Below are 15,850 nucleotides of genomic sequence, written 5' to 3' on the forward strand. Positions count from 1 at the left end.
GTATAAAGTATATAAATCGATAAAACAGATTGGTTATCATGTATGACCAATCTTTTTTCTTACCTATTCCTATCTATTTATTTTTAAGGAGAGTGAGCTGATTGTCTGAAAAATTGCGGCTGAAAGTGAATGGCAGGGAGGTGTCCGGCAGCAGGGATCAATCGGCACTTAAGCTTCTGGAAAGCAGTAATATTGAAGTGCCGACTGTGTGCTATCACCCGAGTCTTGGTGCTATCGAAACCTGTGACACCTGTATGATTGAAGTGAATGGTGAAATGGTACGTGCCTGTTCGGCGCCGGTGCAGGAAGGGGACGAAATTAACACGGAGTCACAGGATGTCCTTGATGCAAGGAAGATTGCTATGGACAGGATTTTATATAATCATGAATTGTACTGTACAGTTTGCGATTATAACAATGGCGGCTGTGAAATACATAATGCGGTGAAAGATATGCAGGTAGAGCACCAGAGTGTTCCTTTCGCTGAGAAACCATATCCAGAAGATAACTCCAACAGCTTTTACAGGTATGATCCGGACCAGTGTATTTTATGCGGTCGTTGTGTAGAAGCCTGTCAGGATGTACAGGTTACAGAAACCTTGACGATTGACTGGGAGCGCGAGCGTCCTCGTGTTATTTGGGATAATGATGTACCGATTGATGAATCCTCCTGCGTGTCGTGCGGGCACTGCTCCACCGTATGTCCGTGCAACGCAATGATGGAAAAATCGATGGTGGGGGAAGCGGGCTATATGACGGGGATGAATCAGGATACGCTGCGACCCCTTATTGAAATTACAAAAGGGGTGGAAACAGGCTACAGTTCCATTCTTGCAATTTCAGATATGGAAGCTTCCATGAGAGACAGCCGTATTGAAAAAACGAAAACGGTCTGTACTTACTGCGGAGTAGGCTGCAGCTTCGATATATGGACAAAAGGCAGGGATATATTGAAGGTAGAGCCGCAGGTGGAGGCTCCGGCCAACGGGATTTCCACCTGTGTCAAAGGAAAATTCGGATGGGACTATGTAAACAGTGAGGAGCGGATTACCCGTCCGTTGATCCGCAGCGGGGACAGCTTTAGAGAAGCTTCCTGGGAAGAAGCTCTTCAGCTCATTAAAACAAAATTTATGGAAATAAAAAATACACATGGACCAGATGCGATGAGCTTTATCAGCTCCTCAAAATGCACGAATGAAGAATCGTATCTCATGCAGAAGCTTGCCCGCGGAGTAATTGGGACAAATAATGTCGACAATTGTTCTCGTTACTGCCAGAGCCCGGCAACGGCGGGACTTTTCCGGACGGTCGGCTATGGAGGAGACGCCGGCTCTATTACTGATATTGAGCAGGCCGAGCTTGTGCTGGGAATTGGAACCAATACTTCTGAATCCCACCCAGTGCTTGCCACCCGTGTAAAAAGTTCTCATAAGCTTCATAACCAGAAATTAATTGTTTCCGACTTGAGAAAGCACGAAATGGCGGAGCGTTCAGATCTCTTCATTCGTCCTAGTTCCGGAACAGATCTCGTCTGGCTCTCAGCTGTAACTAAATACATCATAGATCAAGGCTGGGCTGATGAGAAGTTTCTTGCTGAGCGGGTAAATGGAAAAGATGATTACCTGCCGTCGCTTGAAAAATTCACAATGGACTATGCAGAAGAGGTTACCGGAGTGGACAAGTCTGAGCTTATTCAAATTGCTGAAATGATTCATAATGCAAAATCTGTAGTGGCTTTATGGGCTATGGGTGTAACCCAGCACCTTGGCGGAAGTGATACAAGCACTGCCATCTCCAACCTTCTGCTTGTGACCGGTAATTATGGAAAACCAGGTACTGGAGCTTATCCACTGCGCGGCCATAACAATGTTCAGGGAGCAAGTGACTTCGGCAGTATGCCGAACTGCTATACCGGCTATCAGGAAATAAAAGATGAAACAGTACGCCGTCGTTTTGAACAAGGATGGGGTGTAGAGCTTCCGGCTGAGATTGGGATGACAAATCATGAAATGGTCGACGCCATACATGAAGGCCGGTTGAAATCGATGTATCTAAAAGGGGAAGACATGGGCATTGTGGACTCCAATATAAATTATGTACAGGAAGCATTCGAGAAGTTAGACTTCTTTGTTGTCCAGGATTTATTTTTGACGGTAACTGCACAGCATGCTGATGTAGTACTGCCGGCGAGTCCGAGTCTTGAAAAAGACGGAACCTTTACGAACACAGAACGCCGCATCCAGCGAATTTATCAGGTACTGGAGCCTCTCGGAGATTCAAAGCCTGATTGGGAAATCATCATGAACATTGCAAACGAGCTTGATGCAGACTGGAGCTACTCCCACCCGAGTGAAATTATGGAGGAAGCAGCCGGTCTGACACCACTGTTTGCGGGTGTCACTTACGATCGCCTTGAAGGCTATAACAGCCTGCAGTGGCCGGTGCACGAGGACGGGACGGATGAACCATTATTATTTGAAAAAGAGTTTCCGTTTCCAGATGGAAAAGCGAAGCTGTTTGCTGTCGACTGGACCAGGCCTCTGGAATATGAAGAGGAATTTGATCTGCATGTAAACAATGGCCGTCTTCTTGAACATTTTCACGAAGGGAATATGACGTATCAATCCAAAGGCATTACAAGAAAAACGCCTGGTAATTTTGTGGAGGTTTCTCCAGAGCTGGCTGAAGACAGAGGATTGTCCGACGGGTCATTAGTAAAACTGACCTCTCCCTATGGATCCGTGAAAATAAAATGTCTTGTGACAGACAGGGTTCAGAAAAAAGAAATCTATATTCCAATGAATGACAATGACGAAGCTGCCATTAACCGTTTAACGAGCAGTAAGGCTGATAAAGACACCGATACTCCGGCTTATAAAGAAGTAAAGGTTAAAATGGAAATTTTAAAGGATAAAGGGGATTCACCTCTTCCTAAAATCAACCACCGTTACGGCAATCCCCAGCCACAAATAGGCGTTCAGGTCCAGAAAAAATGGGAACGCTCTGACTATACCTTTCCAGGTGATGCCGTAAGAAAGGGGGAGAAGCAGTGGCAAAACAAATAAAGTCTATTGAGAGACTGGAAATTCCCCAGGAAGAAAAAAGGGCGGAGGATCTTCGTGAAATTGAAGATGCGCTTATTGATAATAAGGATGTTATTTTAAAGTCACTGGATACGCTGCGGCACGCTGACGACAGAGGCGTTGTTTCACTTGTACATGGGTTATTCGCAGACGGCGATAAAGTATTAAAGGTAATCGCTGAAACGCTTGATAATGAGGATAATACAAGATCAATTAAACATCTCCTCCTTCTCCTTGGTATTGCCGGCAGGATGGAAGTGGATAAGCTGGAGCCGATCCTTCTTAAAATTAATTCCGGCCTGCGCAGGGTTGGGGAGGAGACAGATACCGAAGAAAAGACGGGATATGTTGATTTGTTAAAAGCATTGAAAGACCCGGAAGTAAACCGCTCAATCACGCTTCTGCTGACCTTCCTGAAAGGCATGGGGACAGACACAGAGCATGAAACGAAAACCGATGAGGATCCACCGGACCAAAAAGTATAAAACAAATAAAAGACCGTCAACTTGGCCGGTCTCTTTTTCCGATGCGCGTAAAATCGGGAACGTGGCTGTCTGCTGGCGGCGCCGTCTAATCAATCGAAAGCAAGCGATGAAAACCATAGAAATGAGGAGTTACGGTTACGATGACGCCTTCCTTCTCGAACTGCTGCAGACTCTTCATGACAATTTTATTCGGCTGACCATAGATGTCGAGACGCATTGGGGTCATATGCTTATTTACCTCACGAATATAGGGGTCAGTCATCTGCCAATGGGAAATAATGGACTCGGAGTCAGGTTGAATTTGAAAGCTGTGGGCTCTCAAATGTTCTTCATCAATGTACACTTCTACCAAAAGCTGGGGTCCATTTTCTCTGACGAAGGTTACCGATTTTTTCACACTCTCCTTGAAATCATCTAACCTGCCGTCTTTTATTTCCATTGTCATGATTTGCAAAATAGGCTCTGACATGCTGGAGTTCCTCCTTTAATATGTGTAATACTAATTTATATTGTACATTCTGCTTTTTCATTTTTTACCCGGCGCTGGTCTAAATTTCGTATACAAAAAAGGTCTTAGTGATACTAAGACTTTAACTGTTCATTTATAAGTGAGTTGGTATATAAGAGGTTGAACATCGCTTCGTAAGCTATTGCCTGGAAGGGCACATACAGATTACGAGGGGGGAGACATCGTAAAAGGAAGGCTGTTTGAATTGTGAATGAAGAAGTTACATTAGAATTCCGATACAACCACGTTAACATCTCCTATGAAATAAGAGGAGGGAACTGTATGTACACGCTGGTAATAACGGATATTGGGAAAATCGAGCACCATGAAAAATGGCAATGGATATGATGTAGAACAGACAGAAGGTGATGCATTGATTAAAGGAGTGTAAATAGAAGGGGCTGTAGCAATAGCCCCTTTTTTTACCATGTAAAAGGGGCGAGTATCATTTATGATACAGCCCCTATTTATTTTATATTTTTATGATTTTACCATATGTAGATTTACATCAAAACGCTTCATGGCCTCTTCAAAGTCAGCCGGTACATGATTGTCTACGATACAAAAGTCTACCTCCGCCAGATCAGCTACTTTTGCAAAATTTACTTTGCCAATTTTACTATGATCGGTCAATAAAATAGTGTGCCTGGAGTTCGTTATCATCATCCGCTTAATCCGAGCTTCGGTAAGATTAGGAGTGGTTATAATCCCTTCTTTCATGTCCAGTCCGTTCGTCCCGATAAAGGCTTTATCAATTCGAATCATATTGAGGGACTGCTCCGCAAAAGGACCGACTAATGCCGATGTTTCCCTTCGTAAATTTCCGCCTAGTAGCATTACCTCTAATCCCGGAATGTCCGCAAACTCCTGCATGATAATGATTGAGTTCGTAACGATAGAGAGATTAGAGAAGGATTTTAATTCTTACACAAGTTCATATGATTGACAGTCACCGCTTACTTACATTTTTAAAAAATTAAAGTTATTGAAGCAATCACATTTTTTCCGAAGGTGTTTTCTATTCGTGGAAGATACCTCCCTTTAAAAAAAGCTTTGTCAGTAGTGACTGTCATTAATTTAAAACATTTTATTTATTTAGTCAAGGTATTTTTTCAACAAACTGAGTGGTGACTAATCTCCAAACATGAAGAAGGGCCCGTTATCATGACGGGAATAGGTTGGGGGAACCTTCAATATATCGCAACGATTCTGATGCCTATTTAGGGTTTTAGCACCATTGCTTACATCCAGATTGAAGTATAAATAATACCCTTTTAGGAGAAGAATAGATGGAGAGTGAACTAAGTTTTTAGGGGCGAAAATAGTGAGTTTTTATTGGAAACGGTATCGAAAAAAGAATCAGTATGATTATACGGATGAGAAGCAAAATGTCTCCCTTCATAAGGATATTTCAAAGAATATTTCAAAACTAGCCGACGAATTCGGGGAAAACTCTGAAATCATCATAAGAGAGTTTAACATGGGCAGACAAAAAAATATAAAAGTAGTTTCCATTTATATGGACGGGCTAGTTGACCAAACATTTGTAAATAAATTCATAATGGAATCTTTAATGTTAGACAAAGCCGATCATGATGAGCATTCTTCTAAAGAAGCAGTTTTAAACTACATAAGAATGAATGCGTTAACGTTATCCAATGTAAAAGTGATCAACGATTGGGAGGAATTGGTTCTCTCTATCCTGTCAGGACATACTCTTATTATGATAGATGGTTGGGACGAGGTCATTAGTGGTGAAACCGAAGGCTGGGAAGAGCGTCCGGTAAGTGAACCGACTTCTCAAACAGTGATTAGAGGACCTAAAGATGCGTTTACTGAGTCTCTAAAGGTAAACGTAACCATGATAAGGAAAAGAATAAAAAATGCCAATCTGAAGCTGGAAACAATTCAAATGGGAAAAGTATCCAGAACCAAAATCGCTTATATGTATATACAGGGTATAGCGAAACAAGAGTTAGTGAGGGAAGTAGAAAGCAGGTTAAGGAAGATCGACACGGATTCTATTCTTGAGTCAGGAAATATAGAGGAATATATTCAGGATGACACCCTGACTCCCTTTCCACAGTTAATCAATTCAGAACGCCCAGATGCGGCAGTCGGAAATCTGTTGGAGGGTAGAGTAGTTATACTAATCAATGGAACACCATTTGTATTAATTGCTCCTGCTACATTTTTTCACTTTTTTCAGTCACCAGAAGATTACTATCAAAGAGCTGATATTTCGACTCTTCTGCGCTTATTAAGGTTTTTTGTATTTTTTATTTCAATGTTTGCTCCTTCCATATATATTGCGTTAATTACCTATCATCAGGAAATGTTACCTTTTCCATTACTGATAAATATTGCTGCTCAGCGCGAAACCGTACCTTTCCCCGCTTTCTTTGAAGCTTTACTTATGGAAATAACATTTGAAATTTTACGAGAAGCAGGGGTACGAATGCCCAGAGCCGTGGGGCAAGCCGTATCTATTGTGGGTGCAATTGTTATTGGGGAAGCGGCTGTTCAGGCGGGGTTTATTTCCCCAGCGATGGTTATTGTAGTGGCGATTACAGCTATTTCAAGCTTTGCCATTCCATCATTTAATATTGCCATATCTGCAAGAATCCTTCGATTTACCTTAATGATATCTGCTGCTATAGCAGGGTTTTATGGGATGACATTAATGTTCATATTGATTGTGGGACACTTGAATAGTTTGCGATCGTTTGGCATTCCATATTTACAACCTCTGGCCCCCTTCAATCTTTCCGACCAGAAAGATACGTTTATTAGGTTGCCAAAAGTTTTTAATAGAAGAAAAAAATTACTGACCACTGGAAAAATAGAAAGCCAAAACAATGTAAATAAAGCTGGTGATTCGAATGGCAAATAGATATTCTGTTGTTTCCCTCCTTTTGACGATCGCTATCGTAATCCTGACGGGATGTTGGAATAATAATGAATTAGATGATTTTGCTATTGTTACAGCATTAGGCATTGACCAAACGGAAGATGCGGAGAGAATTGAGGTTACCATTGAAGTGGCCAACCCCATGGAGATTGCGGGAAGACAGGACACAGCTACAGGAAGTGGCGCTACGACTACTCTTTATTCCGCTGAAGGAGATACGTTAATATCAGCTATTAGAAGGATTTCTCAGCAAACACCACGTGAAGCCTTCTTTCCTTATACCCAAACGATCATATTTGGTGAGGAATTAGCAAAGAACGGTATTAAAGAATTATTTGATTACTTGGAGAGAGATCAAGGGTTTCGATCTACCCCCAGGGTTTTAATAGCTAGAGACACTACAGCGAAAGAAGTAATCAGTATTCTGTCACCACTCGAAAAAATTCCTGCTCAAAAATTAGTGAATATTGGGGAAGTCTCAGGAAGAACATTAGGAGAGACTATGCCTGTAAAAATTATGGAATTCATAGAGAAAATCACAAGTGAAGGGGTAGAACCTATTGTAAGTGGGGTTAGTGTTACAGGGGCTCCCTTAAAAGGGACTGGGACTTCTAATATTGAAGATACGACTCCCCATGCCCTCCTTAAATCTGAGGGGTTAGCGATCTTTAAGGACGGGCAGTTAGAACGATGGGTGGACAAGGAAGAAGCACGTGGTGTACTATTTGCGATCAATAAAATTGATAGTACAATTATTGACTTAGACTGTAATCAAGAAGCTAATGCCATTTCGTTTAATATTAGTAATACACATTCGTCTATAAAAGCTACGATTAATAATAAGATGCCGACTATGACTATTTATGTAAAACAAGTAGGAGAGATTGAGGAAATTCATTGTAATGCGGATTTAACTAATCCTGAAACAATTAATAAATTTAAAAAACAGATGGAAGAAAAGACAAAACAAGAAATAGAACGTGCGGTCCAAATAGCCAAGGAAGAAAATAGCGATGTTTTTGGATTTGGTCAAGTTATTAACAGGGAAGACCCAAAAAAATGGAGAGAAATAAAGCAGGAATATAAGGATAAATTTCCTGAAATAGATGTCCGCGTAAAAGTAGATGCTTATGTAATCAGAACGGGTATGAGAAGGGAATCATACAATCAAGACTAATATAAGCCAAGCAGGAAGGATCACTGCACAGTGTAGATAGAGGGTGAAAAAATAATGATTAACGAAAGAATCAATTTACTTCAATTTTTTGTTCTGCTTCAATTATTTTTGTTTGGTACAAATTTAGTAGTAGGAAGTGGATTAGATGCGAATAAGGACGCTTGGATGGCCATTTTACTCGGTACTGTCGGAGGTGTCTTGTTATTTTTGATTTACTTTTATCTTTATACCCTTTATCCTAGTCTCTCTCTAGTTGGATATTCCAAAAAAATATTAGGTAAACACATAGGGGGCTTCCTCAGCCTGCTCTATATCCCCTTTTTCATTTATGCAGCAGCACGGGATTTACGTGATATTGGAGGGTTAATGTCGGCTTCGGTCTATGATAACACCCCTATTGTTTTTATTAATGTATTAATGATATTATCGGTTGCTGCTATCCTCTATATGGGAATAGAAGTGTTTGTTAGAACAGCTGAAGTGTTTTGGATCGTAGTCATTGGACTAGCAATGATCGGGAGTTTATTAATATTCATATCCGGACTGGTAAATATCAACAACCTACTCCCCCTGTTAGAATTTGGATGGAAACCTGTTATAAACGCCACCTACACTCATACCATCATGTTTCCCTATGGGGAAATGGTGGCTTTTACTATTATCCTTCCTCATCTAAAAGATACAAGAAATGTTCTAAAAACAGGGATTTTCGGAATTTTAGCAGGCGGGATTTTCCTCGCCTATTCGATGGCCTTAAATATATCAGTCCTTGGGCTAGATGTCACAAATCGTTCACAATTCCCTTTATTAAGCGCCATTCAAGGAATACAAATCATGAATTTAATTGAACATTTAGATGTAATGGCTCTTCTCACCTTAATCATTGGCGTCTTTTTCAAAATAGCTGTATTTTATTATGCAGCAATTGTTGTAATGGCAGACCTTTTTAAAGTGGATGACAAGAAAAAACTCGTAATGCCGACAGCTATTGTTATCTTATATATTTCCATCATCATTGCTGAAAATTTTTCTCATCATTTGGATGAAGGAAAATTTTCTCTTAAAACTATTTTCCCGCTTTTTGCTGTCGGTATTCCTGCATTTTATTGTTTCATTGCTTTTATTAAAGAAAAAATAAATAAGAAAAAACAAGGGAGCACTAGCAAAAATACAATAGCATAAATCGGTCTATAACTTTCAAAAAATACATTTCTCAATGGAATTCCTTGTAAATAATCCATTATAAGGGCAGTAGTTATACTTAAGGCTAAGGTTAAAAAGAAAATGAGCCATATTTTAATTTTTATCCCTCCCAAAACTAAGTTGTGGTTCATGTTGTATCTATAATTCCTACAAAATCAGAAAAATATACTTTTACCCGTACTATTCGTAAGAAAAGGAATTTACCTAGTACCATGAGAAATAATTCTTATTGATTGATTTTTCCGAAAATAAGAACGTTGTTCGCTCCATAAATGTTAGCGCTACTAATTCAAATACACCACTTGCTAAAATTCGGAGGCAGCGTTCGCATCGAGTGCTTACGGAAACTCCAGAGCAGATCACCGATAATCTCATTCAATAGTTTAGTCACGAAGGATGTGACGGCTTTAATATAATGACTCGTTATTTGTCCTTAGAACTCCAGGAATTTACTGAAAGCGTTGTTCCTATTTTGCAGGTTAGAGGGGTCTTTCGAAAAGATTACTAATGAAATCACGGTCTATCAAAAAAGGTTTTTTCATTCTATTGTTGAATTTAGCTTAGTATGAAGACTATATCTGCAAAGGAGAAAGAGTATGCAAAAAAAAGGCCAATTAGAAGTTTTTAACCTACACGAATTGATAAAAGACCAAAAGGACTATATAAATTTTATCGTAAGTGAAGTAAATGACCATGTTCTTTGAATTGCTGTGATGAATGGAGAATATCACTGGCATAAACACGATGATTGCGATGAATTGTTTTATGTATTAGAAGGTTAACTTTTTATTGACTTGGAAACCAATGAAACAGTTTCGCTAAAACCGGGTGAAAATTTTACTGTTCCAGCTAATACAATGCATCGAACTCGCTCAATAGAACGGACAGTTAATTTATGTTTTGAAAAAGCAAGTAATGATATAAGAGGAAGTAGGCGGCATGATATATAACTTCCGTTGCTTGTAATACTCCACCTCTCATTATTTGTTTCTGAAAATTCTAGACAGCTGATGGAATTAGCAAATAGCAGAGTCTTCGAGGAGATGCCCCGGGGTTTCTGCGGGAGGAGAGGGAATTTAATCCAGATTCGAACATCCACTTCGTCGAACCCCCGGATCAGGTTCATTTTGTACAGATGAATGAAAATTTGTATATTTCTTAATTAACTATATTATCTATTTTAAAGGCGGCTCTTTCTTCAGGTTACATTGCGACGGAAATGAATGATGCACTGTTAAATGATTCTGTCCAGTTATTTGTAATAAAATTCATCTATTTTTCCCCCTGCACACAGCTTCGCTAGTTATTCCTCATTATTAAATATTCCGTAAATAATTTTCCGCTGACATTAATATTAATTGTATATAATGACCGTGATTTTTTAAAATTTATCACTCTAACATCATTCGTTTTGCTTCAAAATATAAAGCTTGAATATATTTTTTAATATTAATTCGTGTAGAAGTGTACACTGGTTTTGATTCGTTTTTTAACTCTGACATCTTTTTATGAACAATAGTAAAGTCAAAAAAATGAGAAGCATACTTTTCAAATGTAAAATTTGAAAAGTCCGTAATCCCCAGAGAAGCTAAGTGCGTCAATGACTGATAAACAGTTCTGCGAACCCGTTGTTTAGCAGCTTTTGCCTCCCTTCTTACATCCGCTTTGTCTGCTTCAGCTCCAAGCTTTTTATTTGCCAAAAACTCATAAATGTTATTAAGAGAGGGGATTCCGTGTTCAAACGTGTACCTCTTCTCATAGTTAAATAAGAAAACTAATATCTCTATTAAATTTTTGCTGCCATATTCTCCGGAAATACCTAATTCTGATATCAGGAACTCCCCATAATACTTAATATTATATTCATTAAAAGACGTCCCCTTTTGATTTAATGCAGTATCCATTTGAAGTACAGTATTTAATGACTTTTGAATGTCACATATAGATTTTTCTAAGTTAGTATGTTTCATTACTTTTTGGATAACTGCTAAAACTTCGATTTTATTAATCGGTTTTATTATGTAGTGTTCAACCTCAAGCAAGTAAGCTTCACTAATAAGTTCCTTTGATTCTATTTGAGAAATCATAATGATTTTACCCTTAAAAGTAGGTTTAATCGTTTGAATTGTTTCCAGGCCATCACGATGAGGCATTAATAAATCAATTAATAAAATATCGACTTTTTGCATATTTAATGTTTCCCCATCTAATGATAATCCATCATCAGATTCACCAACAACTTGTCCTAAATTTTCATCCTCAATTATTTGAGCTAGTACGGAACGAACCGTTTCATCATCATCTGTTATATAAAAGTTCATGAAGAATCCTCCTTTCCAACTAAATTCTCAACGGGCAAACAAATTGTAAAAACTGTCCCTTTTTCACTTGAGTCACTTTGGAAGGTAACGTTTCCATTGAGTTTTGTGACGATATCTTTTACAAAGGTTAAACCAATACCTGTTGAGGGAACGCCCATACTATCAAATTTAGAAGTGAAACCAGGTTTGAATATTAATTTCCTATACTTTTGTGGAATACCAGGTCCGTCATCTTCAATACGAAAGTCAACAGAATTCGGCTGAGAACCTACCTCTATATTAATTTTTCCTCTATTTTGAATGGATTCTACAGCGTTTGCGACTAAATTATTGATAATCGATAGGATGATATAAGTATGGTAATGGGGATGCTCCCCTTTAATGGTAAAACTAAAATGAATATCTTTTTTTAATAAACGGGCATACTTTTCATTAGCTTGAACAATTATATTAATTAGTTCAGTAATATTTATATAGTCTATAATTCCTTCATTTGAAATAAGTGTTGATAATCCGGCAAAAATTCTTTGATTGTCTTTTTTAATGTCGTGTACTTCACCAGCAATTTCTAGCAATTGTTGACGGATTTTTTTTAGGAGATTGCTGTTTGTAGGATCACTTTGATTTAGCCCCCTATATAGTTCGTAAGCTTTTTTTGTGATGGCTTCAGAATTATAAAGTGTCTTTTTCAAGTGAATTGTTTCTTCATATAAATTAGAAACGTGTAATAACATATGTTCATTTCGCTTTCGAACTTCTATTTCTCGGGATTGTGCTTCATATAGTTTCATCATACTAAAAATCCCTAATACTATAAAACTATGAGAAAGAGCAATGAATACCAATTTAGACAACGAAACTAAGGTAATGGAGAATTCAAATATCATATATTGTATAAGCAACTCTGCACAGTTGGACAATATTTCAATAATTATCCCAAGTAAGCCAATGATTATAAATCGATGATGGAAACGATTAACCTTTGCCAAATTAAAAAGGCAAGTATAGGTGAAGTAAAAGAAAAAAGTGGGATAATGAGTTTCGAACGAATGTACCAAGCTAAAGTCAGCGTGCATAAGTAAATCTAATAAAACACGAAAAAATACAACAAGTACAGCTGTTAAGAAACCTGGAATAATTGTCGATTTTCTTAAAAATAGTAGGAGTAAGAAAAGAGCTGGTGGTCCTAAACTAACTCGAAATGTTTCATTAATAGGATAAAAGCTTATTTCACCTGCTAATGGAACAAAAAATATCATGAATATAATAATAGTACGGTCTGTCCTTAGTAAAGGATTAATGTTCAATAGTGCCACTCCTATTTAACAAATATTAAGGTTAGTTTATATAATAGCTTCTTTTTATTCAATGGCAACACACTATCGAACAAATTTTCCGAACTATTTTTCTGGTTTATGTGTAGTTATCTGTTTCTTTTTGTAGCTTAGATTATAAACTGAATTATGATATTTAGGCACACTAATGGCAACGCTTTCAAAGAGGAGAGTGCGCCAAACTGAGAATGAAGGGTTGGGAAATTGATTAAAAGGGATCGTTAATGAATTCGTAAAGCATCAAAAGGAGGTGTACGATTAGAAATCTGCTTTTTGATTTCGCTTATTAAAAAAATAAAGAGGTGATTATTGTGGTAGAAAGTTTGATTAATTGGAGCAATACAATTCTATGGTCCTATATTTTAATCGCTTTACTTGTTGGTTTAGGAATTTATTTTACTTTCCGAACAAAATTTGTTCAAGTGACGAATCTAATAGAAATGATTCGTTTAATGAAAGAGAGTCCTACTACTAATAATGGGAATAAACAAATTTCATCATTTGGAGCTTTTTGTATTAGTGCAGCTTCAAGAATTGGCACTGGTAATCTAGCTGGTGTAGCCATTGCGATTACATTAGGTGGACCAGGTGCTGTATTCTGGATGTGGGTTGTCGCAATCTTCGGTGCAGTATTATGCTTTATTGAAAGTACGTTAGCTCAAGTCTATAAAGTGAAAGAGACAAACGGTTTCAAAGGCGGGCCAGCATATTATATGGAAAAAGCGATTGGTGCAAGGTGGATGGGCGTTATGTTTGCAATTTTTATCACTTTCTGTTTTGGACTAGCTTTCAATTCCGTTCAAGCAAATACCATTACAGTTGCATTTGAGGAAGCTTTAGGTACAAACCGCCTTGTAATTGGTATGGTTTTAACTGCATTTGTGGGATTCGTTATTTTTGGTGGTGTTAAACGTATTGCTAATGTGTCTCAGGTAATTGTACCTGTCTTAGCATTATTATATTTAATATTGGTTACATATATAGTAATTATAAACATTGGTGAAATCCCGAGGGTCATTGGTCTTATTGTAACTAGCGCATTTGGTTTAAATGAAGCGATTGCTGGTGGGATAGGTGCAGCAATAATAAATGGTGTTAAACGTGGATTATTCTCTAATGAAGCAGGTATGGGTAGTGCACCTGTTGCAGCTGCGACAGCGGATGTGAGTCACCCAGCTAAACAGGGATTTGTTCAAACGCTAGGTGCTTTTGTTGACACATTATTAATTTGTAGTGCAACAGCGTTTATTATTTTATTGTCTGGAATTCCTGGAGAAGGAATAGGCGGTATACAGCTTACTCAGAGTGCATTAGCCAGCCACGTTGGTCCATGGGCAAGTATTTTTGTAGCCATTGCGATCCTATTATTTTGTTTTAGCTCGATCATTGGGAATTATTACTACGGCGAATCCAACATCGGATTTATTAACGAAAATAAAACAGCTATTTTTGTTTTCCGTCTGGCTGTGTTAGGGATGCTTCTTTTTGGTTCAGTATCAAGCATGAGCATGGTTTGGAATGTAGCAGACTTATTTATGGCATTTATGGCAATTACGAACTTAATCGCTCTTGCTTTAATTGGAAAAATCGCAATAGCCGTATTAAAAGATTACTTGAAACAGAAAAAACAGGGAAAAGATCCTGTATTTTATGCTAGTAACATTAAAGGACTCAAAAATGTAGAATGCTGGAAAGATGAAGAGATAAAGAAGCATAAAGAAGCATAAAAGAAACTGCTCACTCGTTCAATAATGATCGTTGAACCTTAGAGATGGTTTGTTTCTTTTTATAGGATAATAAAATGGAAGCGGTTACGAGGAGGATGAAATGTATCAGCAGAAAATAAAACAAACAAATATAAAAAATAACCCCAAAGAAGATAAATGCCTTGACGAATGGGTTATGAAATACCGTTTGCTTGGTACGAAAGGTCGATGTGCTGAATATATCCCTGCTTTGGGGGAGTCAAATCTATATGATTTAGGAGTTTACATAATTAGTTCGGATGGAGTAGAGATCAAATCAGGAGATTGGGAAGTTCCTTTTACTTTGCAAAGTATTTCAAAAGTGATTAGTCTTATTGCAGTATGTTTAGGCCGAGGAATTTCTTATGTATTAGAACGTGTTGATGTAGAACCAACAGGGGATGCATTTAACTCTATCGTTCGATTAGAAATGAATACACCAGGTAAACCGTTTAATCCAATGATTAATGCGGGAGCGATTACAGTTGCATCTCTCCATTGTGGGGAATCACCAGAGCAAAAGTTAGAATCGATATATGCAATTATAGAAAAAATGGTTGGAAAGCGACCAACAGTTAATGAAAAAGTGTTTCAGTCTGAGTGGAAAACAGCAAATCGAAATAGAGCTTTAGCTTATTACTTGAAAGAAAATGGTTTTTTAGAATCAGAGGTAGAGGTGGCGTTAGAAGTTTACTTAAAACAATGTGCAATCGAAGTAAATACAAAAGATATTGCACGAATAGGGTTAATTCTATCACAAAATGGGTACGACTCAATTCACAAGAGACAAGTCTTTCCTAAAGAAATAGCTAAGCTTATCAAAGGTTTAATGCTAACTTGTGGGATGTATAATGCTTCGGGGAAATTTGCAGCATTTGTTGGAATACCAGCAAAAAGTGGGGTATCAGGTGGAATTATGGCATCAGTACCAGCTAGATATCCCCAAAAATCACCTTATCAAATGGGATGCGGTATTGGTATTTATGGACCTGCTATAGATGAATATGGCAATAGTATTGCGGGTGTCGAGCTTTTAAAGCACCTTGCAAAGGTGTGGGACTTTAATAGTTTTTAATGATTTCA

At 38.0% G+C, this 15,850-nt stretch carries 11 protein-coding genes and 2 pseudogenes; 9 read left to right on the forward strand and 4 right to left on the reverse strand.

What is annotated here, in order from left to right; translation table 11 throughout:
- Positions 1 to 101: 101 nt before the first annotated feature.
- On the forward strand, positions 102 to 3,065 hold the full coding sequence (gene fdhF, locus ACE4RR_RS06500) for a formate dehydrogenase subunit alpha (protein WP_375534597.1): 2,964 nt from the start codon (positions 102 to 104) through the stop codon (positions 3,063 to 3,065).
- Positions 3,050 to 3,568 (forward strand): helical membrane plugin domain-containing protein, encoded by a 519-nt coding sequence (locus tag ACE4RR_RS06505; RefSeq protein ID WP_375534598.1) that lies wholly within the window; start codon positions 3,050 to 3,052, stop codon positions 3,566 to 3,568. The genes fdhF and ACE4RR_RS06505 overlap by 16 nt, the downstream gene beginning before the upstream one ends.
- A gap of 85 nt (positions 3,569 to 3,653) precedes the next feature.
- Here the strand turns inward: ACE4RR_RS06505 and ACE4RR_RS06510 are convergent, their stop codons facing one another.
- Positions 3,654 to 4,037 carry a hypothetical protein gene (locus ACE4RR_RS06510; protein WP_375534599.1) on the reverse strand — a complete coding sequence of 128 codons (384 nt, stop codon included), beginning with the start codon at positions 4,035 to 4,037 and terminating at the stop codon, positions 3,654 to 3,656.
- A 246-nt stretch (positions 4,038 to 4,283) separates the two neighbouring features.
- On the opposite strand from ACE4RR_RS06510, the gene ACE4RR_RS21540 reads away from it, so the two are divergent.
- Positions 4,284 to 4,424, forward strand: a complete 141-nt coding sequence (locus tag ACE4RR_RS21540) for an avidin-fold protein (protein WP_483860823.1) — start codon at positions 4,284 to 4,286, stop codon at positions 4,422 to 4,424.
- Between the two features lie 132 nt (positions 4,425 to 4,556).
- Here the strand turns inward: ACE4RR_RS21540 and ACE4RR_RS06515 are convergent.
- Positions 4,557 to 4,985: pseudogene (locus ACE4RR_RS06515) on the reverse strand (DeoR/GlpR family DNA-binding transcription regulator); the annotation flags it as partial.
- Positions 4,986 to 5,400: 415 nt separating this feature from the next.
- On the opposite strand from ACE4RR_RS06515, the gene ACE4RR_RS06520 reads away from it, so the two are divergent.
- From ACE4RR_RS06520 to ACE4RR_RS06535, 4 genes and pseudogenes are all read left to right on the forward strand, one after another.
- Positions 5,401 to 6,969: a spore germination protein gene (locus tag ACE4RR_RS06520; RefSeq protein ID WP_375534600.1), complete on the forward strand. Its 1,569-nt coding sequence runs from the start codon at positions 5,401 to 5,403 to the stop codon at positions 6,967 to 6,969.
- On the forward strand, positions 6,959 to 8,164 hold the full coding sequence (locus ACE4RR_RS06525; RefSeq protein ID WP_375534601.1) for a Ger(x)C family spore germination protein: 1,206 nt from the start codon (positions 6,959 to 6,961) through the stop codon (positions 8,162 to 8,164). The genes ACE4RR_RS06520 and ACE4RR_RS06525 overlap by 11 nt, the downstream gene beginning before the upstream one ends.
- 54 nt (positions 8,165 to 8,218) lie before the next feature.
- Positions 8,219 to 9,346, forward strand: coding sequence for a GerAB/ArcD/ProY family transporter (locus tag ACE4RR_RS06530; RefSeq protein WP_375534602.1), 1,128 nt, complete (start codon positions 8,219 to 8,221; stop codon positions 9,344 to 9,346).
- 617 nt (positions 9,347 to 9,963) lie between these two features.
- A pseudogene (locus ACE4RR_RS06535) lies at positions 9,964 to 10,317 on the forward strand (cupin domain-containing protein).
- A gap of 441 nt (positions 10,318 to 10,758) precedes the next feature.
- Here the strand turns inward: ACE4RR_RS06535 and ACE4RR_RS06540 are convergent.
- Positions 10,759 to 11,688 (reverse strand): response regulator, encoded by a 930-nt coding sequence (locus tag ACE4RR_RS06540; RefSeq protein ID WP_375534603.1) that lies wholly within the window; start codon positions 11,686 to 11,688, stop codon positions 10,759 to 10,761.
- A complete protein-coding gene (locus ACE4RR_RS06545; RefSeq protein ID WP_375534604.1) occupies positions 11,685 to 13,004 on the reverse strand; it encodes a sensor histidine kinase in 1,320 nt (439 codons plus the stop codon). Before ACE4RR_RS06545 ends, ACE4RR_RS06540 begins: the two co-directional genes overlap by 4 nt.
- Before the next feature lie 323 nt (positions 13,005 to 13,327).
- Between ACE4RR_RS06545 and ACE4RR_RS06550 the strand changes: the two genes are divergently transcribed.
- Together ACE4RR_RS06550 and ACE4RR_RS06555 are read left to right on the forward strand one after the other, a co-directional pair.
- Entirely contained in the window at positions 13,328 to 14,749 is a 1,422-nt protein-coding gene (locus tag ACE4RR_RS06550; RefSeq protein WP_375534657.1) for an alanine/glycine:cation symporter family protein, read from the forward strand.
- Positions 14,750 to 14,849: 100 nt separating this feature from the next.
- Positions 14,850 to 15,842, forward strand: coding sequence for a glutaminase (locus ACE4RR_RS06555; protein WP_375534605.1), 993 nt, complete (start codon positions 14,850 to 14,852; stop codon positions 15,840 to 15,842).
- Positions 15,843 to 15,850: the final 8 nt, after the last annotated feature.

It is taken from the genome of Alteribacillus sp. HJP-4, from assembly GCF_042139015.1.
GTDB lineage: Bacteria > Bacillota > Bacilli > Bacillales > Marinococcaceae > JBHIKY01.

Bases quoted from the DNA above. Each gene is read 5' to 3' on its own strand.
- ACE4RR_RS06510 (WP_375534599.1), bottom strand. From the start codon at position 4,037: ATGTCAGAGCCTATTTTGCAAATCATGACAATGGAAATAAAAGACGGC.
- ACE4RR_RS06525 (WP_375534601.1), top strand. From the start codon at position 6,959: ATGGCAAATAGATATTCTGTTGTTTCCCTCCTTTTGACGATCGCTATC.
- ACE4RR_RS06530 (WP_375534602.1), top strand. From the start codon at position 8,219: ATGATTAACGAAAGAATCAATTTACTTCAATTTTTTGTTCTGCTTCAA.
- ACE4RR_RS06540 (WP_375534603.1), bottom strand. From the start codon at position 11,688: ATGAACTTTTATATAACAGATGATGATGAAACGGTTCGTTCCGTACTA.
- ACE4RR_RS06555 (WP_375534605.1), top strand. From the start codon at position 14,850: ATGTATCAGCAGAAAATAAAACAAACAAATATAAAAAATAACCCCAAA.